A 26,106-nucleotide genomic window follows, 5' to 3' on the forward strand; every position below is an offset into this window, starting at 1 on the left:
ACTGAAATTAAATTCACTCTTGGAGGAATCGTGACGAACCAGGTACTCATCGCGGGTGCGGGGCCGACCGGCCTGACCCTCGCCATCGATCTCGCCCGCCGCGGCATCCCGGTCCGCGTGGTCGACAAGGCGGACGAGTTCTTCGCGGGTTCCAGGGGCGACGGCATCCTGCCCCGCACCCTCGAGGTATTCGACGATCTCGGCGTCCTGGAAGCGGTGACGAACGCGGGCATTCCCGCCCCCGTCATGCGGGCCTACTTCGGCGGCGAGTTCGTCGGCGAACGGCGGATGTTCGAGCCCGCCGAACCCACCCCCGCGATCCCCTATCCCAACCCGTGGTTCCTCGGGCAGTCACGCACCGAGGCGATCCTGCGCGCGCGACTGGCCGAATTCGGCGTGCGCGTCGAACTCGGCACCGCGCTGACGGACCTCACGCAGGACGACGACGGCGTCACCGCGACGCTGACCACCGCCGACGGCGTCGAGACGGTGCGCGCGGCCTATCTGGTCGGCGCGGACGGCGGACGCAGCACCGTGCGCAAAACCCTCGGCATCCCGTTCGAGGGTTCCACCGACGATTCGATACGGATGCTGCTCGGCGATGTGCGGGCGGATGTGCTCGACCACGACTACGGCCACTGGTTCGCCGCTTCGGCCGAACGCCCGATGGAGGGTTTCGCGCTCTCGCCCCTGCCCGGCGGGCGTCATTTCCAATTCGGCGCGCCGCTCGACGCCGACGCCGAACCCACGCTCGCGGTGCTCCAGGTCATGGCCGACCGCTACACGGGAACGATGGATCTCGAATTCACCGACCTGACCTGGGTGACCGTGTGGCGGCCGAATATCCGGCTCGCCGCCAGGTTCGGCGACGGCCGGGTCTTCCTCGCGGGCGACGCGGCCCACGTCCATCCGCCGACCGGCGGTCAGGGCATGAACACCGGCATCCAGGACGCGTACAACCTCGGCTGGAAGCTGGCCGCGGCGCTGCTGGGAGATCTCGTGCCGCTGCGGACCTACGAACCCGAACGCCGCACGGTCGCCGCGCGGGTCCTCGGCCTGAGCACCGAATTGCTGGACAAACTGGTGGAAGGCAAGGCCGACGCCATGGAACGCGGCGAGGAGGCCCGCCAGTTGAGCGTGAGTTATCGCGAACCCGGCGCGACCGGCCGACTCGTCGCGGGCGATCGGGCCCCGGACGCGCCGCTGAAGGATGTCGACGGGCAGCCCGTCCGGCTGTTCGACCTGTTCCGCGGGCCGCACGCCACGGTGCTGGTGTTCGGCGACAGGGGCGAACTGCCCAGGGCGACCGACGCCAAGGTGTATCGGGTGATCCGGCCGGGGACGACGGCGAGCGGGCGGTACGTGGTCGACGTCGACGGGCACGCCTTCGACGCCTACGCGGCGACCGACGGCGATATCGTCGAGATCCGTCCCGACGGGTACCTCGCCCGCCGCGACTGACGGCGGATCAGCCGAAGAAGCTGCCGACCGTGTCCCAGCCGAGCACCGAATCCACCGCGAGGCCGCAGAACACGACCGCCAGGTAATTGTTCGACTGGAGGAACAGGCGCAGCGGTTTCACCGACTCGCCACGTCGCACGCCGGAGTACAGCTGGTGGGCCATGAGCAGGAACCACGCTCCGGCCACCAGCGCCACGGCGGCGTAGACGACCCCGGTCGCCGGGACCAGCGCGAGGGTGGTGAGCACGGTGAGCCAGGTGTAGATGACGATCTGCTTGGTGACGGTCTGCTCGGTGGCGACCACCGGCAACATCGGCACGCCCGCCGCGCGGTAGTCCTCCTTGTAGCGCATGGCGAGCGCCCAGGTGTGCGGCGGCGTCCAGAAGAAGATGACGCCGAACAGCGCGATCGCGGGCCAGCCGATACCGCCGGTGACGGCGGACCAGCCGACGAGCGCGGGCATGCATCCGGCCGCGCCGCCCCACACCACGTTCTGGGAGGTACGCCGTTTGAGCCCGAGGGTGTAGACGAAGACGTAGAACAGGATCGTGGCGACCACGAGCACGCCGCTCAGCAGGTTGGCCTGCCACCACAGCCAGGCGAACGAGGCGATTCCGAGCGTCACGCCGAAGATCGCGGCGTGCGAGGTGGGAACCGCTTCCCTGGCCAGCGGACGCTTGGCGGTCCGCTTCATCACCTTGTCGATATCGGCGTCGGCGACGCAGTTGAGCGTGTTCGCGCTCGCCGCGCCCATCCAGCCGCCGAACAGGGTGACCAGGATGAGCCGGATATCGACGGTGCCGCGGTCGGCGAGCAGCATGGTCGGGATGGTCGCGACCAGCAGCAGTTCGATGACGCGTGGTTTGGTCAGCGCGATGTAGGCCAGCGGGCGACGCAGCACCCGGGAGACCACGCCGTCGCCCCGCGATTTCTCGACCTGCTCGGAAGCGGAGGCGGAGGTATCGTGCGCCGTCGCGGAGGAGCCGTGCGCACCGCTGCCACCCGGCTGTTGCCCAATCCGCACTATCTCTCCTCGCACGCTGTGCATCACATCCGGCAATGGAACGAGCAGCGCGCTCGGTCCTGATGTTCCGATGCACAGCACAGTGCGGCGCGGCTACTACTACAGAGGATGGTAGACCCTCGCCGACCGCACTCCTCTCCTCGCCCCTGGCAGCCTCCGACGGCCGTGTAGCGCACCGGCCCCGCATACACGGGCAAAACGGACACCGGCGCGCCACGCCACGCGGTGAATCAGCGACACGGGCCCCGGTAGAGCCGGGTTCCCGCAATGCCGGTCAGAGGGCACATCTAGGCTGGTGTCGACACTCGGACACGCATCGCGCAGCCGCCGTGCGTCTCGCGGCAGAAATCGGGCCGCCAACAACACCGCCGTCGACGAAACCAATGTCAGGAGAACCTCGGTCGTGCCAGTGACAGATGACATCCGCGCCCTCACTCAGACGAACCACCCGGACGACTGGACGGATCTGGACACCAAGGCCGTCGACACCGTCCGCGTCCTCGCCGCCGACGCGGTGCAGAACGCCGGAAACGGTCACCCCGGTACCGCGATGAGCCTCGCGCCCTTGGCCTACACGCTCTACCAGCGCACGATGCGTCACGATCCGAGCGACCCGCACTGGGTCGGCCGGGACCGTTTCGTGCTGTCCTGCGGCCATTCCAGCGTGACCCAGTACATCCAGCTGTACCTGGCCGGCTTCGGTCTCGAACTCGACGATCTGAAGAACCTGCGCAAATGGGGTTCGCTCACCCCCGGCCACCCCGAGTACCGGCACACCGACGGCGTCGAGATCACCACCGGCCCGCTCGGTCAGGGCCTGGCCTCGGCGGTGGGCATGGCGATGGCGGCCCGGCGTGAACGCGGCCTGTTCGATCCCGAGGCCGCGCCGGGGACCAGCCCGTTCGACCACTTCGTCTACGTGATCGCCTCCGACGGCGATATGGAAGAGGGCGTCACCTCCGAGGCGTCGTCGCTGGCGGGCACCCAGCAGCTCGGCAACCTCGTGCTGATCTACGACGACAACAAGATCTCCATCGAGGACGACACCACCATCGCCTTCACCGAGGACGTCGCCGAGCGCTACGCCGCCTACGGCTGGCACGTCGAGGTCGTGCAGGGCGGTGAGGACGTCGTCGCCATCGAGAACGCGCTCGCGGCCGCGAAGGCGGAGACCTCCAAGCCCTCGATCATCGTGCTGCGCACCATCATCGGCTACCCGGCCCCCACCAAGATGAACACCGGTGGCGCCCACGGCGCGGCGCTGGGCGTCGACGAGGTGGCCGCCACCAAGAAGGTGCTCGGATTCGATCCCGAGAAGAATTTCGACGTCGATCCCGACGTCATCGCACACACCCGCGAGGTCATCGAGCGCGGACAGCAGGCCCATCGCGACTGGCAGCGGGGTTTCGACGCGTGGGCGCAGGCCAACCCGGCCAACAAGGCGCTGTTCGACCGGCTCGCCAAGCGTGATCTGCCCGAGGGCTGGGCCGCGAACCTGCCCACCTACGAGGCCGATCCCAAGGGCGTGGCGACCCGCAAGGCGTCCGGCAAGGTGCTCGCCGCGCTGGCCCCGGTGCTGCCGGAACTGTGGGGCGGTTCGGCCGACCTCGCCGAATCCAACAACACCACCATGCCGGACACGCCGAGCTTCGGGCCGGAATCCATCTCTACCGGCATGTGGAAGGCCAACCCGTACGGCCGCACCCTGCACTTCGGTGTGCGCGAGCACGCGATGGGCTCGATCCTCAACGGCATCGCGCTGCACGGGCCGACCCGCCCCTACGGCGGCACCTTCCTGGTCTTCTCCGATTACATGCGTCCCGCGGTCCGCCTCGCGGCGCTGATGCGGGTACCCGCGATCTACGTGTGGACCCACGACTCGATCGGTCTCGGCGAGGACGGCCCGACCCACCAGCCGATCGAACATCTGGCCGCGCTGCGCGCCATTCCCGGGCTGAACGTGGTCCGCCCGGGTGACGCGAACGAGACCAGCTACGCCTGGCGCACCATCCTCGAGCGCGACTCCAGCGAGCGCACCTCGCATTTCGTGCCGTCGGACGCCCCGCACCAGGACGGACCGTCGGCGCTGGCGCTGACCCGTCAGGATCTGCCGATCTTCGAGGGCACCAGCTACGAAGGCGTCAAACGCGGCGGTTACGTCCTCGCCGAGGCGTCCACCGGCACGCCGCAGGTGATCCTGATCGCTACCGGCTCCGAGCTCCAGCTCGCCATGGCCGCCCGCACTACGCTGGAGGGACAGGGCATCGGAACCCGCGTGGTCTCGATGCCGTGTGTCGAGTGGTTCGACGCGCAGGACAAGGCTTACCGGGACGAGGTGCTGCCCCCGACGGTGCGCGCGCGAGTCACCGTCGAGGCCGGAATCGCCATGCCGTGGCACCGGTTCGCCGGTGACGCGGGCGAGATCGTGTCGATCGAGCATTTCGGCGCCTCCGCCGATTTCAAGACCCTGTTCCGCGAGTTCGGGATCACCGCGGAAGCCGTTGTCGCCGCCGCGCAGCGCACGCTCGAAAACGTGAAGGGATAACCCCCATGACACAGAACGAAAACGTCGCCGCTCTCTCGGCCGCAGGCGTCTCGGTATGGCTCGACGACCTGTCGAGGGACCGGATCCAGTCCGGCAACCTCGCCGAACTCATCGCCACCCGCGGTGTCGTCGGAGTCACCACCAACCCGACGATCTTCCAGGGCGCCCTGAGCCAGGGTCATGCCTACGACGCGCAGATCAAGGATCTCGCCGCCCTCGGCGCCGACGCCGACGCCGCGATCCGCACGATCACCACCGACGACGTGCGCGCCGCGTGCGACGTCTTCCTCCCGGTGTTCGAATCGACCAACGGGGTGGACGGGCGCGTCTCCATCGAGGTCGATCCGCGCCTGGCCTTCGACGCGGAGAAGACCACCGCGCAGGCGGTCGAGCTGTGGAAGATCGTCGACCGGCCGAATCTTTTCATCAAGATCCCCGCGACCGAGGCGGGCCTGCCCGCCATCAGCGCGGTGCTCGCCGAGGGCATCAGCGTGAACGTGACGCTGATCTTCTCGGTCGCGCGCTACCGCCTGGTCATGGGCTCCTACCTCGACGGTATCGCCAAGGCCAAGGTCGCCGGTCACGATCCGGCCCGGATCCACTCGGTCGCTTCGTTCTTCGTCTCCCGCGTGGACACCGAGATCGACAAGCGCCTCGAGGCCATCGGCACCCCCGAGGCCCTCGCGCTGCGCGGTAAGGCGGGCGTCGCCAACGCCCGACTGGCCTACGCCGAGTACCAGGACGTCTTCGACGGCGGCGCGCACACCTCGACCTACGCCCATCTCGCGGCGTCGGGCGCGAACCGGCAGCGGCCGTTGTGGGCGTCGACCGGTGTCAAGAACCCGGACTACTCCGACACCCTCTACGTCACCGAACTGGTGGCGAAGAACACGGTGAACACCCTGCCGGAGAAGACCCTCGAGGCCGTCGCCGACCACGGCGATGTCCGCGGTGACACCCTCAGCGGGACGGCTACCGAATCACAGGCGGTCTTCGACGCGCTGTCCGCCGTCGGAATCGACCTGGACGACGTCTTCACCGTGCTCGAGACCGAGGGCGTCGACAAGTTCGAGAAGTCGTGGGAGGAACTACTTTCCGCGACGACAGAGGAGTTGGGCGCCGCTTCGGGCGAAAGCGCCTGATCCATGGCCGGCACAGCAGAGATCTGGAAGAACCCGCTGCGCGACGAGCGGGACAAGCGCGTCCCACGCATCGCGGGACCGTGCAGCATGGTGATCTTCGGTGTCACCGGGGATCTGTCCCGGAAGAAACTGATGCCGGCCATCTACGACCTGGCGAACCGGGGGCTGCTCCCCCCCGGTTTCGCCCTGGTCGGCTTCGCCCGGCGTGACTACGCGGACGAGGATTTCGCGAAAGTCGTCCTCGATTCGGTGCGCGCGCACGCGCGCACGCCTTTCCGCCAGGAGGTCTGGGACCACCTGGCGGAGGGCATCCGATTCGTACAGGGCACGTTCGACGACGACGCCGCCTTCGGCCGTCTCGCCACCACGCTGGCGAATCTGGACACCGAACGCGGTACCGGAGGCAATCACGCCTTCTACCTGTCGATTCCGCCGAATATGTTCCCGGTGGTGCTCGATCAGCTCTCCGAACACAAGCTGGCCCAGCCCGACATCGTCGACGCGCAGGGCCGCACACCGTGGCGTCGGGTGGTCATCGAGAAACCCTTCGGGCACGACCTGGAGAGCGCGGTCGAACTGAACGCACTGGTCAACCGGGTCTTCCCGGAGGAGACGGTGTTCCGGATCGACCACTACCTGGGTAAGGAGACGGTCCAGAACATCCTGGCGCTGCGTTTCGCCAATCAGCTCTACGACCCGATCTGGAACGCCAATTACGTCGACCACGTCCAGATCACCATGGCCGAGGACATCGGGCTGGGCGGGCGCGCGGGCTATTACGACGGTATCGGCGCGGCCCGCGACGTGATCCAGAACCATCTGCTCCAACTGCTGGCGCTCACCGCGATGGAGGAGCCGATCAGCTTCCAGCCCAGCCAGTTGCAGACCGAGAAGATCAAGGTGCTCTCGGCGACGAAACTGGTGGCGCCGCTGGACGAGACCACCGCGCGCGGGCAGTACGCCGAAGGCTGGCAGGGTGGCGAACACGTGGTCGGGCTGCTGGAGGAAGAGGGTTTCGACCCGCAGTCCAAGACCGAGACCTACGCCGCCATCACCCTCGAGGTCGACACGCGGCGCTGGGCCGGGGTGCCGTTCTATCTGCGCACCGGAAAACGGCTCGGCCGCAGGGTGACCGAGATCGCGGTCGTCTTCAAGCGCGCGCCGCATCTGCCGTTCGACCAGACCATGACCGAGGATCTCGGCCAGAACGCCCTGGTCATCCGAGTACAGCCGGATGAGGGCATCACCACGCGCTTCGGGTCCAAGGTACCCGGCTCCAGCATGGAGGTGCGTGACGTCAACATGGACTTCAGCTACGGCGAGGCGTTCACCGAATCCTCCCCCGAGGCCTACGAACGCCTGATCCTGGACGTACTGCTCGGGGAACCGTCGCTGTTCCCGGTGAACGCGGAGGTCGAATTGTCCTGGAGCATCCTGGATCCGGTGCTCGATCACTGGGCGGCCGACGGCAGGCCCGAACCGTACGAGGCTGGCACCTGGGGTCCGCCGTCGGCGGACGAGATGCTCGAGCGCACCGGCCGGGAATGGCGGCGGCCATGATCGTCGACATGCCTGCCACCACGACGGGCGCGGTCACCAAACGCCTGATCCGGTTGCGCGAGAACAACGGCGTCATCACCATGGGCCGGGTGCTCACCCTGGTGGTGTGCACCCTGGACAGTTCCGAGGCCGAGGACGCGATCGACGCCGCCAACGACGCCAGTCGCGAACATCCCTGTCGCGTCGTGGTGCTGGCGCGGGGTGACCGTGACGCCGAGACCAAACTCGATGCCCAGATCCGCGTGGGCGGCGACGCGGGCGCGGCGGAGGTGATCGTGCTGCGCCTTCAGGGCGAGCTGATCGCCCACGAGAGCAGCGTCGTGATCCCGTTCCTGTTGCCCGACACCCCCGTGGTGGCCTGGTGGCCGCGCGGCGCCCCGGAATTCCCGTCCAAGGATTCGGTCGGCCGTCTGGCGACCAGGCGGATCACCGACGCCACCTTCGCCGCCGATCCACAGGCGACGATCAGGAAACGGCGCGGTTCCTACGCGCCGGGCGATACCGATCTGGCCTGGAGCCGGATCACCTACTGGCGGGCCCTGCTCGCCGCGGCCATGGACGAACCGCCCTTCGAGCCGATCGAATCGGTGACGGTGTCGGGCCTGCGCAACGAGCCCGCGCTCGACATACTCGCGGGCTGGCTCGCGATCCGGCTCGGCTGCCCGGTGCGCAGGCATTCGGGCGCGCTCGAGGTCAGGTTGCACCGTCCTTCGGTGTCCATCGCCATCGAACGCCCCCAGACCGGGCGCACCGCCACGCTGACCCGCACCGGAGATCCGGACCAGCGAATCGCGCTGGCGCGCCGGGAGACTCGCGACTGTCTCGCCGAGGAACTGCGTCGGCTCGATGCCGACGAGATCTACGCCGAGGCGCTCGCCGGAATCGATGAGGTGACCTATGAGTGAGACACCGGGGCAGGAGTACGCCGACCAGGGCAAGCGGGTCACCAGGGAATTCCCCTCCGATATCGTCGAGGTGCATCCCGACACCGACGCGCTGGTCGCCGCGGCGGCCGCCAGATTCGTCGAGGTCGTCGTGGCGGCGCAGGCCGCGCGCGGATCGGCGTCGGTGGTGCTGACCGGCGGCGGCACCGGCATCGGCCTGCTGGAGCTGGTACGCAAGGAGCCGGGCTCGATCGACTGGTCGGCACTCGACGTCTTCTGGGGTGACGAACGTTTCGTGCCCGCCGACGATCCGGAGCGCAACGATCTACAGGCGCGCCGGGCGTTGCTGGATCATGTCCCGGTCGATCCGGCGCGCGTGCACCCGGTCGCGACCTCGGACGGGGAATACCCCGACCCGATCGAGGCGGCGGCCGAGTACTCTACGGCGGTGCACGCACATCTGGCCGAACACGGCGCCTTCGACCTGCACCTGCTCGGCATGGGCGGCGAAGGACACGTGAACTCCCTGTTCCCGCATACCGACGCGGTCCGCGAGGAGCATGAACTCGTTGTCGCGGTGACGAATTCACCGAAGCCACCGCCGGTCCGGGTGACGCTCACGCTGCCCGCCGTGCGTCGCACGAGGCATGTCGTGCTCGTCGTCGGCGGCGCGGCCAAGGCGCAGGCCGTCGCGGACGCCATGGGCGGGGCGTTTCCGGTGGACATCCCCTCGGCGGGCGCCATCGGCACCGAGTCGACGACATGGTTGCTGGACAACGAGGCCGCAGCGGCGCTGCGCTAGCTCGACTTTCTGATAGGAGGGGTCGGGGTGCCGACCAGCAATTTCGTCGACGGTATCCATCGAGGGGACATCCGGTGAGCCGTTCCGAAAGTGAACTCGACCAGCGACTACGCGAGGGCATCGCGGCGCTGGTCGGTCCGTCGGCGCCGCCGTCGGATCGTGCGGTCGCGCCGGGGATTTCGGGCGAGGCGATGCTCGAACTGTTCCAGGCGCAGGCCACGAGCAGGCAACTCGATCTGGCGGCCCGGCGGCTGAGCAGCGCGCGGCGCGGCTACTACAGCATCGGCTCGTCCGGGCACGAGGGCAATGCCGCGGTCTCGGCGGCGTTGCGCACGACCGACCCGGCACTGTTGCACTACCGGTCCGGCGCGTTCTTCGTCCATCGCGCGCGTCGGGTGCCCGAACTCGACCCGATTCTCGACGTGCTCCTCGGCGTCGTCGCGGCGGCCGCCGACCCGATCTCCGGTGGCAGGCACAAGGTCTACGGCAGCAAGGCCGCCAACATCATTCCGCAGACCTCGACGGTGGCGTCGCATCTGCCCCGCGCGGTCGGACTCGCCTTCTCCCTCGAACGTGCCGCGCGACTGGGTGTTTCGAGTGAATGGCCCGCGGATTCGGTGGTGCTGTGCAGTTTCGGTGACGCGTCGGCCAACCACTCCACCGCCACCGGCGCGATCAACGCCGCCGTCCACACCGCGCACCAGGGCGTCGCGGTGCCGGTGCTGTTCCTGTGCGAGGACAACGGCATCGGACTCAGCGTGCCGACACCCTCGGACTGGATCGAGTCCGCCTACGGGTCCCGCCCCGGCCTGCGCTACTTCGACGCCGACGGCTGCGATCCGGTGGACGCCATGACGACCGCCGCGGCGGCCGTCGAATGGGTCCGCAAGAACCGCAAACCGGCCTTCTTCCGTATGCGCACCGTCCGACTGCTCGGTCATGCCGGATCCGATGTCGAATCCGCCTACCGCAGCCCGGGCGATATCGCCGCCGATCTCGAACGAGATCCGGTCCTGGCCACCGCGCGGGTACTCGTCGGCACCGGAACCGCGACACCGCAGGAGATCCTGGCCCGCTACGACCTCATCACGCACCTGGTGTCCGTGACGGCCCAAACGGTGTGGACCAAACCGAAATTGGCCTCCGCCGCCGCCGTGACCGCTCCGATCGCGGCGGCGAACCCGGACGACGTGCGCGCCGATGTGCTCAGAACCACCGAGGCCGCCGACACGGAAGCGGTGGCCACCGACACTGCCGACGCCGAGGCAGTGGTGACCAAGGCCGTGGCGACCGGGGCAGTAACGACCGAGGCAGCGGCATCCAAGGCAGTGGCGACCGAGGCGGTAGGAACCAAGGCAGCGGTCTCCAGAGCAGCGGCCTCCAAAGCAGCGGCCACCGAAGCGGTAGCGACCAAGCCAGCGGCCTCCAAGGCAGCGGCCACCGAGGCGGTAGGAACCAAGGCAGCGGTCTCCAAGGCAGCGACGAGCACGCCCGCCGATTCGTCGGCCAACGGTTCCGCCGCCGAACCCGACCCGATGACGCTCGCGCAGGCGATCAATCACACCCTGGCCGAACTACTCGACCGCGACCGCGACATTCTCGTCTTCGGCGAGGACGTCGCCCGCAAGGGCGGCGTCTACGGGGTCACCAAGGGTCTGCGGAAGCGGTTCAGCGCGCGACGGGTTTTCGACACCCTGCTCGACGAGCAGAGTGTGCTCGGCACCGCCCTCGGCGCCGGGCTCGCCGGATTCGTGCCGATTCCGGAAATCCAGTACCTGGCCTATGTCCACAACGCCCTCGACCAGTTGCGCGGCGAAGCCGCGACGCTGTCGTATTTCTCGGACGGGCGCTACCGCAACCCCATGGTGGTCCGCATCGCCGGACTGGCGTACCAGAAGGGTTTCGGCGGTCACTTCCACAACGACAATTCGGTTGCGGCACTGCGTGATATACCGGGACTGGTCGTCGCTGTGCCATCCCGGGCCGACGACGCCGCGGCCATGTTGCGCACCTGCGTCTCGGCCGCGCGCGTGGACGGCCGGGTGTGCGTCTTCCTCGAACCGATCGCGCTCTACCACGCCCGGGATCTGCATCCCGGCGACAAGGGCTGGCTGGCCTCCGGCTCGCCCACCGACCATGTCGAGATCGGTCGCGCCCGAATCCACGGCGACGGAACCGATCTCACGATCGTGACCTTCGCCAACGGCGTCCCGATGAGTCTGCGGGTCGCCCATCGTTTCGCCGAACGCGGCATCAAGGTGCGCGTCCTCGACCTGCGCTGGCTCAACCCGCTGCCGGTGGAGGATCTGATCCTGCACGCCCGCGCCACGGGCCGCGTCCTGGTCGCCGACGAGACCCGTCGCAGCGGCGGCGTCTCGGAATCGGTCGTCACCGCACTGCTCGACGCGGGATTCGAGGGCCGGATCGCCCGGGTGACCAGCGAGGACAGTTTCGTGCCACTCGGCCCGGCCGCCGACAACGTCCTGCTGGACGAGGCCGCGATCGAATCCGCCGCCGACACGATCCTGGGCACCACGAACCGACGCGGCGTCACATTGATGCGCAGATTCCGGTCGCCGACGCGATCCCGGTGATCGACGGTCGGGCCGCATGAAATTCCCCGGCATGGAAATACAGTGGAGAAGTAACTTCTGACCGGCAGCGGAAGGATGAGGCTCATGACCACGATATCCACGCTCGGCGAGGTGCGTCCCGAGCACGACCGGCCCGTCGACGGCGAGCAGGTACTGCTGCACTATCAGCGCTCCTACCCGCAGCCTGTCATCGATGTCTGGTCCGCGTGCACGTCCCGCGAGCAGTTGGGGCGTTGGCTGGGCACCGTCGCGGGCGAGGGCGCGGATCTGACCGTCGACCCCGTCGACGGCCCGGTCTCCGGTCCCCTCGCCGTGCGTGTGGAGCGCTGCGAGGCGCCGCACGCACTTGTCGTCCGTATCGACGGCCGTGATCTGGAATTGCGCCTCACCCAGGTCGGCGTGGTCACCACCGTCGAACTGATCCGTCGTCACCTGCGGCCCGACGAAGCCGAGGCCATCGGGCCGCGCTGGCAGTACCTGCTCGACCGCCTCGGCGCCCACCTCGAATCCAGGCCGCTGCCGAGGTGGGCGGGCTATCAGGAACTGGCCGGGGAGTACCGCTAGCGAGCCCGGTCGGCCAGATCGCGGAGATGGTCGACGATGAGCGCGTTGACCTCCTCGGTCCGTTCCAGCTGGAGCAGATGTCCGGCGTCGGCGATTTCGGTGACCGCGCGCAGATCGGGCACGTGGGCGCGCAGCGTGCCCAGCGGATCGTGGCCGCTGAACCCCTCCATATCGGTGTCCCTGTCGCCGTAGAGGAAGTACGCGGGGACGGTGACGTGGGCGTCGGCGTACTCGGCCGTGAGTTCCCAGTTGCGGTCCAGGGCCCGGTACCAGGCGAGTCCGCCGGTGAACCCGGTGCTCTCGAAATCCCGGGCGAGCGTGTCGAGGTCTTCGCGGGAGAGCCACCGCCACGGCAGCGGTGGGGCCTCGGGGAGCACGTCGAGGTATCCGGTGCCCTCGGCGGGATGACGCCAGGTGTCGAGGTAGTGGTAGTCGGCGCTGAGGGAGAAGTAGACGCGCGCCAGGAATTCCCCCGGATTCGCGCCGAGTTCGACATCGGCGACGCCGGGCTTCTGGAAGTAGTCCAGATGCAGGAAATGACGTGCGGCGGCCTTGGCCCACAATCGCGAGGGCGGACGGGGCGGACGGGGCGCGAAGGGATTGTTGAGGACGATGAGCCCGCTGACGCGTTCCGGGGCGCGCAACGCCAGTTCCCAGACCAACGCGGCACCGAAGTCCAGGCCGACGAAAACCGCCCGTTCGGCGCCGATATCGTCGAGCAGCGCGAGCAGATCACCGATGACGGCGCGATTGGTGTGCGAATCGGGTTCGTCGCGCACCCGGGTGCGACCGTATCCGCGGAGGTCGGGGGCGATGGCGCGATAGCCTGCCTCCGCGACGGCCCCGAGCTGGCGATTCCAGATGTACCAGGTGTGCGGGAACCCGTGGCAGAAGATCACCGGAGGCCCCTCCCCTTGTTCGGCGACGTGCATCCGTCCGCCGTCGATGGTCACGAACCGATGCGCCGACTCCACTATCGCCTCCAAAACTTAGAACGTGTTCCTATTTCACGGTAATGTCCCGAAGTCGTGAACGGAATACCAGAGAAACTCGGCGGCAGCGTGGCCGTCGTCACGGGGGCGAGTCGCGGCATCGGAAAAGGCATCGCTCTCGAATTGGGGGCGGCGGGCGCCACCGTATTCGTGACCGGGCGATCGATCACGCCGGGACACCTGCCGGGAACGGTGCACGGCACCGCCGCCGAAATCGACGAACTGGGCGGCGTCGGTATCCCGTTCGTCTGCGACCATCGCGACGACGACGCGGTCGCGCGATTGTTCGAGCGGATACGTGACGAATACGGCCACCTGGATGTCCTGGTGAACAATGTCTACAACGCGCCCGCCGCGGCCCGCTGGCTCGGCAAACCGTTCTGGGAGGTGCCGCCCGCCGCGTGGGACGAGACCTTCGACGTCGGCGTGCGATCCCATTACGCGGCAGCCGTATTCGCCGCTCCACTGTTGATCGAATCGGGTGGCCTCATCGTCAATATCTCCTCACCCGGCGCCGAGCGGTATATGCACAATGCCGTCTACGGGGTGGCCAAATCCGCGCTGGATCGGCTCACCGCCGATCTGGCCCGGAATCTGACCGATACCGAGGTCACGGTGGTTTCGCTGTGGCCGGGCATCGTCGACACCGAACTACTCCGGATGGTGCCCGCCGATGCCGAGGGGCGCAGGATCATCACCCTGCCCGGCGAGGGCGCATTCGATCTGGATACCGCCGAAACACCGCGGTTTCCCGGTCGCGCGGTCGTCGCGCTGGCCACCGATCCGGACCGGCGCGCGCGCACCGGATCCGCCTGGCGCGTCGCCGATCTCGCGGAACACTACGGATTCACCGATGTCGACGGGCGCATTCCCCGCAACGACTGAAATCGGCCCGCACCGGCGGCGGACCGCGAACGGTCTCCGCGCCGATTCGAATTCCCGGCGAAACCCGTTGCACCACGCGATAATCCGATCGCGCGTCGATGCGGACCACCGGCGGGGCAATTCGAAGTCGGTGCTAGTCTGGCTGCGGCCGATGACCGGATCGAATTCCGCATGCCACGACCGGCAATTCGGCTCCCCTGTTTCCGTCTGCATTTCCGCAAGGAGCGCTCGAATGCCGCAGGTCGCGTTGGTCTCCCGAGTCAAGGCCAAGGAAGGCAGGGCCGAGGAATTGGTCGCCGCTTTCGGTCCGGTATTCGAGCAGGTCGAACGCGAACCGGGCACGCTGCTCTACGTTCTGAATCGGTCCAAGGATGATCCGGAACTGTTCTGGGTCTCCGAGATCTACGCCGACGACGACGCGTTCACCGCGCACCGCGACAGCGCGGCGATGTCGGCGGCCACACCCGTACTCGGCGATCTCATCGCGGGCGCCGAACTCATCGTCGGCGAACCGGTGGCGGCCAAGGGTGTGCTCGCCCGGTCTGCGAGCACACCGCGCGTCACAGACTGAAGAAGATCGACCGCAGCACCAGCGCCACGATGAACACGATCGTGAACGCCAGGTCGATCGCCATACCGCCCGCGCGTATCGGCGGCAGCACCTTGCGCACCGGCGCGATCACCGGTTCGGTCACCTTCTGGGTGGCCTCGCGCGCCCGCAACACCCACGGCGACCTGGTGTTGCCGAGCAGCACTACCCAGTCCAGAATCATCCGCGCGATCAGCACCACGATAAACAGCGTCAGGGCGTAGCCGAGCACTGCTCCGATGAGGCTCATGACCAACTCCTTATGTGTCGGCCGAACCGGCCGTCCTATCGGTATCAACGGGCCCGCCCGCGTCGAAGTGTCCGGGTGGCCGTCTTCTCAGCCGACTATCAGGATCGGACAAATCGGGCGAGCGCGAAGGGTGTGGGGGTGGTCGCGCCACCCACCCCGCCTCTGCCGAGATCGTAGTTCCCGCACCACCCCGCCGCCGGGCGGCGCGTCCATCCGGCCACCCTTCGCTAACTATCCCGCAAACTTCCGGCGAACCTCAGTCGGCCTTCGTAGACTCGATCGTGTTCCGCGAGAATCGGAATGCACGGGCGGCCGACGCACCTACGTCGACCACCGACATGCTGGAATTGCACCGGGGCGGGGAGCTTTCCCCGAGCACCCTGATCCCCTGACCCCGGTGCTTTCAGCAATCCGGTGCCGCGGCTCGGCGAACGTCGGGCGCACACACCGATTCCGCGCGCCGTCGCCGCGTACGAGGCTCGTCCGCACCCGACAGCTCAGCCGATGACCGGCGCGGCGTTCCCACGACAACGGCCCCCTCTCGATGAGGGGTTCTCACCGAAAAGGGGCCGTCCATATTCGTGGCGACCGATCCGAAACTCTCCGATCGGAGTCGCGGAACGCCCGTGACCGAGAGGCGAATTACTTCGCGGGCTTCGGGGCGGGGGTATTGATGGTGGTGAAGTACTGGGCCGCGGCGGCGATGGCAACCGGTGCGGTGATCAGGATCTGGCCGACCAGGGTGCCGAGGAAGCCGATCGTAGCGATACCGCCGACACAGCCGACGGCTGCCGCGGGAATGAACGGGCCGAACAGACCCGCGATGGTCGCCGAGGCCACGCCGGCGCCGAGAACGCCGCCGAGGACACAGCCCACGGCAGCGCCGCCGAGGCCGCCGACGAGGGTGCCGATGGTGGCGCCCATGGCGATGGTGGTGGTCATACGGCTCCAGGCCGCGACCTCACGCTCGTATTCGGTCTTCCACGGCGCCTGATCCTCGTAGGGCAATGCGACGGGCTTGTAGGTGGCGTGGTCGAGATCGAGCTGCGGGGTGAGGGTCGCGGTGTTGCCGGCGATCTGCGCCGCGATCGGGAAGACGAACTCGTCGACCCGGAACGCCAGTTCGGTTCCCGCGACAACGGTGCCGTCGGCGGCCTTGATGGTGAACACACCGTTGTCGGCGGCCAAAGAACCCGCGTCGGTGGTGATCACGGTCGAGTTGTTCTCGGCGACGGCGGAGAAACCCACGCTGTCGGACTGCGGCGCGGCACCGGCGCTACCCGTGGCGGCACCGAGCGCGGCGATCAGTAATGCGGACGTGACGGTCAGCTTGACCTTCATCGAATGAATCCTCATCTCGGGAAATTCGGGCGAACCCGGCTGTATCAGCGACAACACCCTCACCCACCGCCGCAGCCGTCGCGCACACAGTCGAAACCCTCGATTCGCCCGATCGGCGTTGCCTATCGCACCCGCGTGCGCCTGCGCGTCCGACCGAAACTGTCCAGGTCACTACGGCATATCGAGCGAAGGAGGACCCCCGGTGGCCCGGCTGCAGATCGAAGCGGTGTCGAAGCGATTCGGCGCGACCGACGCGGTGCGCGAGGTGAGTCTCGATATCGCCGACGGCGAGTTCATGGTTCTGCTCGGGCCGAGCGGATGCGGTAAGTCCACGCTGCTGCGCATGATCGCCGGTCTCGAACTCCCGACCTCGGGCCGGATCCTGCTCGACGGGCGCGAGATCACCGACGTCGCTCCGCAGCAACGGGATCTGGCGATGGTGTTCCAGAGTTACGCGCTGTACCCGCATCTGACGGTGGCGCGCAATATCGGCTTCCCGCTGAAGTCGCGGCGGGTGCCGCGCGCGCGGATCGCCGAACGGGTCGCCGAGGTCGCCGCGACGCTGGCGCTGACACCTCTGCTCGGACGTAAACCGGCCGAGCTGTCGGGCGGACAGCGACAGCGAGTCGCCTTGGCGCGCGCCATGGTTCGCGATCCGGGCGCCTTCCTGATGGACGAGCCGCTGTCCAATCTCGATGCCAGGCTGCGCAGCGCGACCAGGGCCGAGTTGATCGCGCTGCACCGCAGACTCGGGTCGACATTCCTCTACGTGACCCACGACCAGGTCGAGGCGATGACCATGGCCTCGCGGATCGCGCTGCTCAACGACGGACAGGTGGAACAGGTCGGGCCGCCGACCGAACTCTACGACCGCCCGCGTTCGACCTTCGTCGCCGGATTCCTCGGCGCCCCACCGATGAACCTGCTGCCCGCCACGATCACCGAGCGCGCCGGACGACTGCATGTGACGGCGGAGGGACTCGACGCCGCGCTCGGCATCACGGATACCTGCGGTGACACCGGTGTCACCGTGGGTATCCGCCCCGAGCAGCTGCGCGTCACGACCGGTCCCGGCGGGCTACGCGGACAGGTGCGGATGGTCGAGAACCTCGGCAGCGAGGAGGTCGTGCACATCACCGTCGGCGAGCACGAGATCCGCGCGCGCGTCCCGCGTCCCGCGCGGGTGTCGATCGGCGAGCAGATCGCGCTCACCGTCGACCCGGACGATATCCATCTCTTCCATCCGGATTCCGGTCTCCGCCTGACCTGGCAGGCCACCGAGACCGATCCGATCCAAGATGTGCGCGACGAAGTTCCTGTCGCGTGACAAACCCCTCGCTCGAACAACTCTCAGGAGCACCGTCGTGAAACGTATTACGGCCATCGCCACTCTGGCGCTGACCACCGCACTCGCGCTCAGCGCGTGCGGCGGATTGGGCAGCACCACCGAGGATTCCGCCGGGCCGACCGCCACGATCCCCGAACTCGGCGCCGACCAGAAGGTGTCGATCGTCTTCGAGTCCTACAACTACGGTCTGGCGGGCGCGTGGACGGATACGTTCGACGCGCTGCTCACCGAATTCCGGGCCAAGCACCCGAATATCACGGTGACCGCGCAGAAGCCGCAGGGCAACAGCCCGAATCCGGCCACCGACACCATCTCCAGCATCCAGAACCAGATGGTGGCGGGGACGCCGCCCGATGTCGCGCAGCTCGGTTTCAGCGATCTGGATTTCACCGTCAACCAGTTGCAGGCCAAATCCCTCGACGGGCTGGTCGGTAAGACCGAGGTGCAGCGCAATTTCGACGGCACGCACCCGTTCGCGCCGCGCGCCCGCACGCTGGCCGACTGGAACGGCGCGACCTACGGTGTGCCGTTCGTCTTCTCGACTCCGGTGCTGTACTTCAACGCCTCGCTGTTCACCGAGGCCGGACTCGATCCGGCCAACCCGCCGACTACCTGGCAGCAGGTCGCGCAGGCGGCTTCCGCGATCGCCCAGAAGACCGGTAAGGGCGGGGTGTACATCGACTGCCTCACCAAGACCGCGAAGGACTGGTGCTTCCAGTCGATGGTCCGCTCCAACGGCGGCCGGGTGATCTCCGAGGATCGGCACACCCTCACCTACGCCGACGACGCCTCGGTCGAGGTCGTCGGCATGGCACAGGATCTGGTCCGCACCGGCGGGATGCCGACGCTGAACCAGAAGCAGGGCTACGAGGCGTTCGGTCGCGGCGAGATCGGCATGATCCTGGAGACGAGCGCCATCCAGGGCACCTTCGTCAAGGGCGCCGAGGGCAAATGGGATCTGCGGTCGGCGCCGATGCCGAGTTTCGGCGCGAAGACCACCGTTCCCACCAATTCCGGTGCCTCGCTCTACATTCTGTCCAACGATCCGGCCAAGCAGCGCGCCTCGTGGGAACTGATCCGGTTCCTCACCAGCGAACAGGCCTACGTGAAGATCTCGCAGGGTATCGGCTACCTGCCGCTGCGCACCGGTCTGCTGACCGACCCGAACGGCTTGCAGGAATGGTCACGTCGTAACCCGCTGCTGGCCCCCAATGTCGCGCAGCTGGCGAATATGGAGCCGTGGATCTCCATGCCGGGAACCAACTACCTGCAGATCCGCGACGGCATGATGGATGCCGTCGAGGCGGTCGTCTTCCAGGGCAAGGATCCGAAGTCCACCCTGACCGCCGCACAGGATCAGGGCCGCAAACTCCTCCCGGCAGCATGAGTACGCGCAACGGCGGACCGGCCGGACATCTCGGGCACACCGACACGATCACCGTCGTCCAGTTGACCGATACCCATCTGCGAGCCGAGGGTGAACTGGTCCACGGCTCGATCGACACCCACGCCAACCTGCTCGCGGTGCTGGACCGGCTCGCCGTTGCGCGACGACCCGTCGACGCGATCGTGTTGTCGGGTGATCTCGCCGACAACGGTGCGCCGCAGGCCTATCGGAGGCTGCGCGCTGCGGTCGAACCGGTAGCCGACGCCCTCGGCGCCAGGATCGTCTACGTCATGGGCAATCACGACGAGCGTTCGGCCTTCGGCGAGGAACTGCTCGGGCGAACCGTCGATCCGGACCTGCCGCTCGACAGTGTCATCGATGTGGCGGGCCTGCGGATCATCGCCTTGGACAGCACGATTCCCGGGCACCACCACGGGCGGCTCTCCGAACAGCAATTGGCCTGGCTCGCCGAGGTATTGAGCACGCCCGCACCGCGTGGCACCCTGCTCGCACTACACCATCCGCCGGTGCCCTCGCCCATTCCCGGACCGGATTTCCTGCGACTGGAACATCCGGATCTGCTGGCGTCGGCACTCGCGGGTTCCGATGTCGGCATGATCGTCTGCGGGCACAATCACCTCACCGGCGCGGCGGCGCTCGCGGGGATTCCGGTGTGGGTGGCGCCCGCGCTGTCCTACCGGATCGACACCCTCGCGCCGCAGGGCAGGCATCGCGGCGTCGTCGGATTCGGTTTCACCCGAATCGACGTGCTGGGATCGGGGATGGTGGCCACCGCGGTGGAGGCCACCGCGGCGGCGACGGTCTACGACCGACCCGAACAGGAAGTCCTCGATCAGCTCGCCGCTCTGGCCGAGCGGCGGTGATCCGGTGTTCGTCGTCGAATCCTCGCTCGCACCCGCCACGCGGCCGGACCGCGATGAACTCGCGGTAGATCGCGTACCCGACGACGGCACCGACACGGTCATCTCGGTCCCGGGCGCGGTTCGCGCGCCCGGGCCGGGCCGGTGGGCTTCGCTACCGCGCCGCGTCGGACGCACGGCGGTCCCCTATCTGTATCTGGCCCCCGCGATTGCCCTGCTGGTGATCTTCACCTATCGCCCGTTGGTCCAGGCGTTCGAACTGTCCACCTACTCCTGGAATCTGCTGCCGAGCTCCCCCATGAAACCGGTGGGCACCGGCAATTACGAACGGCTGCTCGACCTTCCGGCATTCCGGGATTCGCTGTGGCGCACCGTCGTGCTGATCGTGGGCCTGATTCCGTTCACGGTGCTGTTGCCCGCGGCGCTCGCCCTGGCCGGACGTCGGGTCTCGCCCCGGGCGAGGACCATCTACCAGGCCTTCATCTTCACCCCGTTCCTCGTCGCGCCCGTCGCGGCGGCCGCCGTCTGGCGCTGGCTGCTGCATCCGGGTGGCGGCGCGGTGGACCAGGTGCTGCGCTCGGATCGCAACTGGGTCTACGACACCGACACCGCCCAGGGCGTGATCATCGTGATCACCGGCTGGCAACTGCTGGGATTCGCGGTGCTCGTGGTCTGGGCGGGGCTGGCCGGGATCAGTCCCGACTACGACGAGGCGGCCCGCGTCGACGGCGCGTCCCCCGGTCAGATCCGACGCTGGATCACCCTGCCGTTGCTCGCGCCGACCCTGATGTTCCTGGTCCTCACCACCGTATTGCTCACGCCGACACTGACTTTCCCGCTCATCGATTCGATGACCCAGGGCGGTCCGTCCCAGTCCACCACCAATATCTACTACCTGCTCTGGGATTACGCCTTCCACAGTTTCGACGCCGGACTCAGTGCCGCCGCGGGCGTGCTGCTGTTCCTCGGTTTCGGCGCCGTCGCGGGGCTGCTCGTGTGGATCTCGGAAAGGCTTTCCTTCCATGACGATTGACCGATTGCGCGGACTCGGGAGCCACCTGCTGCTTGCGGGCACCGCGCTGCTGTGCGCCTTCCCGATCTACTGGCTGTTCGCGACCTCGCTGCGCAGACCGTCGGATGTGATGTCGCTGTCCCCGATCCCGTGGCCGCTGTCGGTGGACAACTACACCGACGCGGCGCGCAAGGTCGACGTGGCCCAGCTGATCGCGAACACCTTCGCGGTGGCGCTGCTCTCGGCCTCGGCGCAGCTGCTCATCGCGCTGCTGGCCTCCTACGCCTTCGCCATGTACACCTTCCCGCTGCAACGGGTGCTGTATCTGGGTTTCGTCGGGATCTGGCTGGTGCCGTTCCAAGTCACCATGCTGCCGAACTACGTGCTGCTCAACCAACTGGGATTGATCGACACCCTGGTCGGCGTCGCCCTGCCGACGCTGTGCTCGGCGCTGGCGGTACTGCTGATGCGCCAGCACATGGCCGCCTTCCCCAAGGAACTCGTCGCCGCCGCGAAAATCGACGGGCGCTCGTCGTGGTCGATCCTGTGGACGGTGGTCGTGCCGAATCTGCGGCCCGCGCTGGCCGCGCTCGCGATCCTGCTGTTCATCAACTCGTGGAACGAGTACTTCTGGCCCGCGGTGGTGATGCGCCGCTCCAACGGCGTGCTGCAACTCGGGCTGCGCAGTTTCATGGGCACCGAGGGTGACGACTGGGGGCCGATGATGGCGCTGGCCGGACTGGCCTGCCTGCCGGTACTGGTGCTCTACCTGCTGCTGCAACGCCATATCGTCAACGCGTTCGTGCGCTCGGGGTTGAAATGACTCACACCGCGACGGTGTCCTCGTCCACCGCGGGGACACTGTCGAGGAACAGACCGACCGCCGGATTGGTCTCCTCGGCCCGCCAGACCGCGAAGAGGTCGAGTGTCGGCACCGGGTCGAGCAGTTTCACCGCGACGGCGGCCGAATCCGGCCCGCCCATCTGCATCGACTGCGCCCTCGGCAGGGACGCGAAACCCACCAGCGGTCGCACCGAGACCATATGGCCGGTTGCCCCGGGATCGTCGGCGGTCTGCACCACGTCGAGGGCGATCCGATTGACGGCGGCGGCGCGGAAGATGGCGTCGTACATGGCCGGACACTGTTCCCTGGCGAACAGCACGCACTGCTGATCGGCGAGTTCGGCGAACCGGACACCGGAGCGGCCCGCCCAGTGGTGGGCGCGGCCGACCACCGCGACAAGCGGGATGCGGCGCAGTAATCGTCGGTAGCGGAATTCCGACGTGGTCGGCTGGCCGTAGATCAGCCCGATGTCGAGCGTGCCCTCACGGAGCGCCGCGAGCTGCGGGCCGGTGCGTTTCTCCCACAGCGACACGGTGATGTCGGGATTCTCGGAGGTCATTCTGGCCAGGGCCGTGGGCAGCACATGCCTGCTCGCGGGCAGGTTGTATCCGATGCCGAGCGTTCCGGTCCGGCCCGCCGCCGCGGCCTTGGCGACTTCGGCGGCCCGGTCGAGCTGGGCGACGATGAGTTTGGCCTGTCCCTCGAATTCCCGCCCGGCCGGGGTCAACCGCACTTCGTGGGAATTGCGGGATACCAACTGGACATCGAGGGACCGCTCCAGTTTCTGCAACTGGGCGCTCAGACTCGGTTGGGTCAGATGCAGCCGCTGCGCGGCGCGACCGAAATGCAGTTCCTCCGCGAGAGCGAGGAACGAAACAAGATACCGGAGCTCCATACCGACTCCTTCCCGGTACTCGCCACCGTATCGGGGGCGGGTAACCGGGAATGAATCACGCGGTAACGGGCGAGACCGGTTGGGTGGCCGACCGGTTGCCGGTCAGGCGAATTTGATCTCGAGTCCGATGCCGAGGATGGCGATGAGCCACACCAGACCGGTGAAGATCGTGACACGGTCGAGGTTCTTCTCGACGACAGTGGATCCCGACAGGCTCGACTGCACGCCGCCACCGAAAAGGCTGGACAGGCCTCCACCCTTGGCGCGGTGCAGCAGCACCAACAGCACCAGCAGCAGGCTGGTGATGATCAGGAGGATATCCAGGAACATCCGCATGCCGGTCAGTCTATGGGGTGGGTTTGCCCAGCGCCTAATGGACCCGGCCTGGCGGTCTATAGGGCTCGACGGCGACCAGGTGGGTGATCTGCTCCTCACCGACGGTGAACCGCAGGACATCCTGTTCCCTGAGCTGGTCCTGCGCGGTCAACCGCACCTGGTGCTGGTGCATGTGCTCGGCCCAGGACCGCACGACGAACGCCTCCACGTACCGGTCGAGCACGCCGACGTCGCGGTAGAGCCGCCATTCCATGGCGCCGGTGCGCTGGCGGGAGCGGCCGAGGAAGGCCATGGCCGCGAGGAATTCGTCGGCGCGCTCGGCGGGCACGTCGTAGGTCCGCAACACCATGACCGGTCCCTCCTCCGGATCCGGCTCGACCACCAGCTGCGGCTCGGGCCAGAACGCCGACGGCGTCAGATCCAGTTCCTCGGCGTTGTGCCGGATCGGCAACCACACGCTGCTCAGCGCGCTACAGGCCAGCAGTGCCGCGGCGATCAGCAAGGCCGACACGGTGCCGAGCGCTCCCGCGACCAGTCCCCACAGCAGTGATCCGATGGCTTGGCCGCCCATGAACACCAGCAGGTAGACCGAGAGCCCGCGAGCGCGCACCCACGCGGGCAACAGCAGTTGCATCGTGGAATTCATCGTGGACATGGCGAGCAGCCAGGCCAGGCCCGCGCCGACGAGCAGCAGCAGCACCAGCGGCACCGAACGCAGCAGCGCGGCACCCGCCGTCGCGGCGCCGAACAGGACCGAGGCCGCGGTGAGCCGCTGGGTCGGGGTGAGCAGGGTGCGGATCCTGGACAGCCCGAGCGCGCCGAGTACTGCGCCCACACCGAGCGCGCCGAGCATCAGCCCGTAGCCGGACGCGGACAGACCGAGTTCGTCGCGGGCGACCACGGGCAGCAGCGCCCACAGCGCGCTGGCGGGGGCGATGAACAGGATCGAACGCAGCAGCACCCGCCGGATGGCCGGGGCGGCGCGGATGAACCGGGTGCCCGCCTGGAGCGCGGCCAACGGCCGTTCGCTGGGCAGTGCGCGATCGGTGGGAGGTCGCCGCCAGAACAGCAGCACCGCGACGATGCCGCCGAAGGACACCGCGTTGAGCGCGAAGACCAGGGTCGGTCCCGATATCGTGACGAGCACGCCCGCGATGGCGGGCCCGACCGCGCGGCCGATATTGATATTCATACTGCCGAGCGCGGCCACGGCGACGATCTGCTGACGCGGGACCAGTTCCGGTTGGATCGCCTGCCACGCCGGGGCGGTGAGCGCCTGCCCGCAGCCGAGCAGGAACAGCAGGGTGAGCAGGATGGCGGGAGTGGTATGCCCGGACGCGGTGGTGATCGCCAGTATCGCGGCCAGCACCGCCATCGCCGATTGCGCGCCGAGCAGCAGCCTGCGCCGGTCGACGAGATCGGCGATCACCCCGGAGGGGATGGAAAGCAGCATCACCGGGAGGGTGATCGCGGTCTGTACCAGGGACACCAGCGTCGCGGCGTTCGGTTCGTCGACCAGGATCCACTGCGCGCCGACCGTCTGCATCCAGGTGCCGAGATTCGAGACCAACTGCGCGATCCACAACGCCCGGTAGATCGGCGTTCGCAGCGGCGCCCAGGTCGACAGTGGGCTCGGCGCGTCGGCTGTGGTCACTCGCCAGAGCATATCGCTCGCCGCGCCAGGCCAGAGGCGCCCGCGCCCTGCGACGAATGCGGGGCCGAAGGGCCGGGGGTGTGGGCAGCGCGGAGCGGACGAATCGGACCGTCGCCGTCGCCGTTCGTTTGGCGCGGCACCCATTACCCCGACGGTCGCGTGACTACCATCGGGCTCATGTCGGCATACTCGGCTCGCCTGGCACCGCTGTTGCTACTCGCCGCGTTGGGTGTGGTCGGCTGCTCGGACGACGACCCGGATGCGGCGACGCCATCATCCACATCGACGACCTCGGCCGCGTCGACCGCGAACACCGCCGGGGCCACGCCGATGGGCCACACCTACATCTCCACGACGGTGCAGGGCACTCCGATTCCCGGCGACGGACCGCTGACCCTCACCTTCGCCGACAATCGAGTCAGCGGGTACGCGGGCTGCAACACCGCGTCGGGTTCGGTGACCTTCGACCGCGACGTCCTGCGCGTGGGCGACCTCGCGAGCACCCTGATCGGCTGCCCCGAACCGCAGGCCGACGCGGACCAGTGGATGAACACCCTGCTGACCGCCGCTCCCACCTGGCGGCTCGAAGGCACGACCCTGACACTGCGGGCCAAGGATCAGACCGTCACCCTGGTCGACAGGAAGGTCGCCAGCCCCGACAAACCGCTGAAGGGCACCGACTGGGTCGTGACCGAGATCATCACCCAGGATGCCCGCACCACATCACGAACCCTCGCCGAGACCAGGCCCACCCTGCTGATCGCCGAGGACGGCACCGTCTCCGGCACCACCGGCTGCAACAGGATGACCGGTAGCGCCGACATCGACCCTTCGGGTTCCCCGATCACCTTCCGGCTCGCGACCACCAGAATGGCCTGCCCCCCGGAGGTCATGGAAGTCGAGTCCGCCGTCCTCTCGACACTGGACGGCACCACAACCGCCGATATCGACGCCGACACCCTCACCCTGCGCAACCCCAACAACACCGGCCTGGTACTCCACGCGACGTAGCCCCGGAACCCCGCGTTCGCCGCGTAGCCCGGAACCCCACATCCGCGACGACACCCGAAACCCCATTCGCGGCATAGCCCCGAAACCCTGTTCACGGCGTACCCC

The 26,106-nt window shown here is 67.9% G+C and carries 23 protein-coding genes; 16 read left to right on the forward strand and 7 right to left on the reverse strand.

The features are described from left to right. The first annotated feature begins 30 nt into the window (after positions 1-30). Positions 31-1,461, forward strand: coding sequence for an FAD-dependent monooxygenase (locus JZ792_RS17790; protein WP_216911582.1), 1,431 nt, complete (start codon positions 31-33; stop codon positions 1,459-1,461). A 7-nt stretch (positions 1,462-1,468) separates the two neighbouring features. Here the strand turns inward: JZ792_RS17790 and JZ792_RS17795 are convergent, their stop codons facing one another. Next, the gene (locus JZ792_RS17795) at positions 1,469-2,485 is read right to left on the reverse strand and encodes a heme o synthase (RefSeq protein ID WP_308165338.1); all 1,017 of its coding nucleotides are present in this window, start codon (positions 2,483-2,485) and stop codon (positions 1,469-1,471) included. A gap of 403 nt (positions 2,486-2,888) precedes the next feature. Between JZ792_RS17795 and tkt the strand changes: the two genes are divergently transcribed. The 7 genes from tkt (at position 2,889) to JZ792_RS17835 (ending at position 12,576) form a co-directional block, all read left to right on the forward strand. Continuing rightward, positions 2,889-5,030: a transketolase gene (tkt, locus tag JZ792_RS17800; protein ID WP_216911583.1), complete on the forward strand. Its 2,142-nt coding sequence runs from the start codon at positions 2,889-2,891 to the stop codon at positions 5,028-5,030. A gap of 5 nt (positions 5,031-5,035) precedes the next feature. Further along, positions 5,036-6,172: a transaldolase gene (gene tal / locus JZ792_RS17805; RefSeq protein WP_216911584.1), complete on the forward strand. Its 1,137-nt coding sequence runs from the start codon at positions 5,036-5,038 to the stop codon at positions 6,170-6,172. 3 nt (positions 6,173-6,175) lie between these two features. Further along, on the forward strand, positions 6,176-7,732 hold the full coding sequence (gene zwf, locus JZ792_RS17810) for a glucose-6-phosphate dehydrogenase (RefSeq protein ID WP_216911585.1): 1,557 nt from the start codon (positions 6,176-6,178) through the stop codon (positions 7,730-7,732). Further along, entirely contained in the window at positions 7,729-8,637 is a 909-nt protein-coding gene (opcA, locus tag JZ792_RS17815; RefSeq protein WP_216911586.1) for a glucose-6-phosphate dehydrogenase assembly protein OpcA, read from the forward strand. Before zwf ends, opcA begins: the two co-directional genes overlap by 4 nt. After that, a complete protein-coding gene (pgl, locus tag JZ792_RS17820; RefSeq protein WP_216911587.1) occupies positions 8,630-9,418 on the forward strand; it encodes a 6-phosphogluconolactonase in 789 nt (262 codons plus the stop codon). Before opcA ends, pgl begins: the two co-directional genes overlap by 8 nt. Positions 9,419-9,609: 191 nt before the next feature. Beyond that, positions 9,610-12,012, forward strand: a complete 2,403-nt coding sequence (locus JZ792_RS42065; protein ID WP_438804342.1) for a thiamine pyrophosphate-dependent enzyme — start codon at positions 9,610-9,612, stop codon at positions 12,010-12,012. An 84-nt stretch (positions 12,013-12,096) separates the two neighbouring features. Next, the gene (locus JZ792_RS17835) at positions 12,097-12,576 is read left to right on the forward strand and encodes an SRPBCC family protein (protein WP_216911588.1); all 480 of its coding nucleotides are present in this window, start codon (positions 12,097-12,099) and stop codon (positions 12,574-12,576) included. On the opposite strand, the gene JZ792_RS17840 is transcribed toward JZ792_RS17835, so the two are convergent. Next, the gene (locus JZ792_RS17840; protein WP_308165340.1) at positions 12,573-13,529 is read right to left on the reverse strand and encodes an alpha/beta fold hydrolase; all 957 of its coding nucleotides are present in this window, start codon (positions 13,527-13,529) and stop codon (positions 12,573-12,575) included. The genes JZ792_RS17835 and JZ792_RS17840 overlap by 4 nt on opposite strands. Positions 13,530-13,604: 75 nt before the next feature. Here JZ792_RS17840 and JZ792_RS17845 point away from each other — a divergent pair, with 75 nt between their 5' ends. Both JZ792_RS17845 and JZ792_RS17850 read left to right on the forward strand, forming a co-directional pair. Further along, positions 13,605-14,453, forward strand: coding sequence for an SDR family NAD(P)-dependent oxidoreductase (locus JZ792_RS17845; RefSeq protein WP_216911589.1), 849 nt, complete (start codon positions 13,605-13,607; stop codon positions 14,451-14,453). A 232-nt stretch (positions 14,454-14,685) separates the two neighbouring features. Beyond that, a complete protein-coding gene (locus JZ792_RS17850) occupies positions 14,686-15,024 on the forward strand; it encodes a putative quinol monooxygenase (protein ID WP_216911590.1) in 339 nt (112 codons plus the stop codon). Here JZ792_RS17850 and JZ792_RS17855 read toward each other — a convergent pair. Then, entirely contained in the window at positions 15,014-15,292 is a 279-nt protein-coding gene (locus JZ792_RS17855; RefSeq protein WP_216911591.1) for a YggT family protein, read from the reverse strand. The two genes, JZ792_RS17850 and JZ792_RS17855, sit on opposite strands and share 11 nt — an antisense overlap. Positions 15,293-15,934: 642 nt before the next feature. Continuing rightward, complete coding sequence (locus JZ792_RS17860; RefSeq protein ID WP_216911592.1) at positions 15,935-16,633, reverse strand: DUF8020 domain-containing protein; 699 nt, start codon at positions 16,631-16,633, stop codon at positions 15,935-15,937. A gap of 202 nt (positions 16,634-16,835) precedes the next feature. Between JZ792_RS17860 and JZ792_RS17865 the strand changes: the two genes are divergently transcribed. From JZ792_RS17865 to JZ792_RS17885, 5 genes are all read left to right on the forward strand, one after another. Then, on the forward strand, positions 16,836-17,960 hold the full coding sequence (locus JZ792_RS17865) for an ABC transporter ATP-binding protein (RefSeq protein WP_216911593.1): 1,125 nt from the start codon (positions 16,836-16,838) through the stop codon (positions 17,958-17,960). 46 nt (positions 17,961-18,006) lie between these two features. Continuing rightward, positions 18,007-19,368: an ABC transporter substrate-binding protein gene (locus JZ792_RS17870; RefSeq protein ID WP_438804343.1), complete on the forward strand. Its 1,362-nt coding sequence runs from the start codon at positions 18,007-18,009 to the stop codon at positions 19,366-19,368. Continuing rightward, complete coding sequence (locus JZ792_RS17875) at positions 19,365-20,252, forward strand: metallophosphoesterase (protein ID WP_216911595.1); 888 nt, start codon at positions 19,365-19,367, stop codon at positions 20,250-20,252. The genes JZ792_RS17870 and JZ792_RS17875 overlap by 4 nt, the downstream gene beginning before the upstream one ends. 100 nt (positions 20,253-20,352) lie before the next feature. Continuing rightward, complete coding sequence (locus JZ792_RS17880; RefSeq protein WP_216911607.1) at positions 20,353-21,282, forward strand: carbohydrate ABC transporter permease; 930 nt, start codon at positions 20,353-20,355, stop codon at positions 21,280-21,282. Continuing rightward, on the forward strand, positions 21,272-22,084 hold the full coding sequence (locus JZ792_RS17885) for a carbohydrate ABC transporter permease (protein WP_216911596.1): 813 nt from the start codon (positions 21,272-21,274) through the stop codon (positions 22,082-22,084). Before JZ792_RS17880 ends, JZ792_RS17885 begins: the two co-directional genes overlap by 11 nt. A gap of 1 nt (position 22,085) precedes the next feature. On the opposite strand, the gene JZ792_RS17890 is transcribed toward JZ792_RS17885, so the two are convergent. From JZ792_RS17890 to JZ792_RS17900, 3 genes are all read right to left on the reverse strand, one after another. After that, a complete protein-coding gene (locus JZ792_RS17890) occupies positions 22,086-23,000 on the reverse strand; it encodes a LysR family transcriptional regulator (protein WP_216911597.1) in 915 nt (304 codons plus the stop codon). A 102-nt stretch (positions 23,001-23,102) separates the two neighbouring features. Further along, positions 23,103-23,336 carry a preprotein translocase subunit SecG gene (gene secG / locus JZ792_RS17895; protein ID WP_109526914.1) on the reverse strand — a complete coding sequence of 78 codons (234 nt, stop codon included), beginning with the start codon at positions 23,334-23,336 and terminating at the stop codon, positions 23,103-23,105. Positions 23,337-23,370: 34 nt separating this feature from the next. After that, entirely contained in the window at positions 23,371-25,002 is a 1,632-nt protein-coding gene (locus JZ792_RS17900; protein WP_216911598.1) for an MFS transporter, read from the reverse strand. Positions 25,003-25,167: 165 nt separating this feature from the next. Between JZ792_RS17900 and JZ792_RS17905 the strand changes: the two genes are divergently transcribed. After that, positions 25,168-26,001: an META domain-containing protein gene (locus tag JZ792_RS17905; RefSeq protein ID WP_216911599.1), complete on the forward strand. Its 834-nt coding sequence runs from the start codon at positions 25,168-25,170 to the stop codon at positions 25,999-26,001. Positions 26,002-26,106: the final 105 nt, after the last annotated feature.

It is taken from the genome of Nocardia noduli, assembly GCF_019038455.1.
GTDB classification, from domain to species: Bacteria; Actinomycetota; Actinomycetes; order Mycobacteriales; family Mycobacteriaceae; genus Nocardia; species Nocardia noduli.

What these genes read in the sequence shown, in the direction of transcription:
- tal (WP_216911584.1), top strand. Translation starts at nt 5,036, where the DNA reads ATGACACAGAACGAAAACGTCGCCGCTCTCTCGGCCGCAGGCGTCTCG.
- zwf (WP_216911585.1), top strand. Translation starts at nt 6,176, where the DNA reads ATGGCCGGCACAGCAGAGATCTGGAAGAACCCGCTGCGCGACGAGCGG.
- opcA (WP_216911586.1), top strand. Translation starts at nt 7,729, where the DNA reads ATGATCGTCGACATGCCTGCCACCACGACGGGCGCGGTCACCAAACGC.
- pgl (WP_216911587.1), top strand. Translation starts at nt 8,630, where the DNA reads ATGAGTGAGACACCGGGGCAGGAGTACGCCGACCAGGGCAAGCGGGTC.
- JZ792_RS42065 (WP_438804342.1), top strand. Translation starts at nt 9,610, where the DNA reads ATGCTCGAACTGTTCCAGGCGCAGGCCACGAGCAGGCAACTCGATCTG.
- JZ792_RS17835 (WP_216911588.1), top strand. Translation starts at nt 12,097, where the DNA reads ATGACCACGATATCCACGCTCGGCGAGGTGCGTCCCGAGCACGACCGG.
- JZ792_RS17850 (WP_216911590.1), top strand. Translation starts at nt 14,686, where the DNA reads ATGCCGCAGGTCGCGTTGGTCTCCCGAGTCAAGGCCAAGGAAGGCAGG.
- JZ792_RS17855 (WP_216911591.1), bottom strand. Translation starts at nt 15,292, where the DNA reads ATGAGCCTCATCGGAGCAGTGCTCGGCTACGCCCTGACGCTGTTTATC.
- JZ792_RS17860 (WP_216911592.1), bottom strand. Translation starts at nt 16,633, where the DNA reads ATGAAGGTCAAGCTGACCGTCACGTCCGCATTACTGATCGCCGCGCTC.
- JZ792_RS17875 (WP_216911595.1), top strand. Translation starts at nt 19,365, where the DNA reads ATGAGTACGCGCAACGGCGGACCGGCCGGACATCTCGGGCACACCGAC.
- JZ792_RS17885 (WP_216911596.1), top strand. Translation starts at nt 21,272, where the DNA reads ATGACGATTGACCGATTGCGCGGACTCGGGAGCCACCTGCTGCTTGCG.
- JZ792_RS17890 (WP_216911597.1), bottom strand. Translation starts at nt 23,000, where the DNA reads ATGGAGCTCCGGTATCTTGTTTCGTTCCTCGCTCTCGCGGAGGAACTG.
- secG (WP_109526914.1), bottom strand. Translation starts at nt 23,336, where the DNA reads ATGCGGATGTTCCTGGATATCCTCCTGATCATCACCAGCCTGCTGCTG.
- JZ792_RS17900 (WP_216911598.1), bottom strand. Translation starts at nt 25,002, where the DNA reads ATGCTCTGGCGAGTGACCACAGCCGACGCGCCGAGCCCACTGTCGACC.
- JZ792_RS17905 (WP_216911599.1), top strand. Translation starts at nt 25,168, where the DNA reads ATGTCGGCATACTCGGCTCGCCTGGCACCGCTGTTGCTACTCGCCGCG.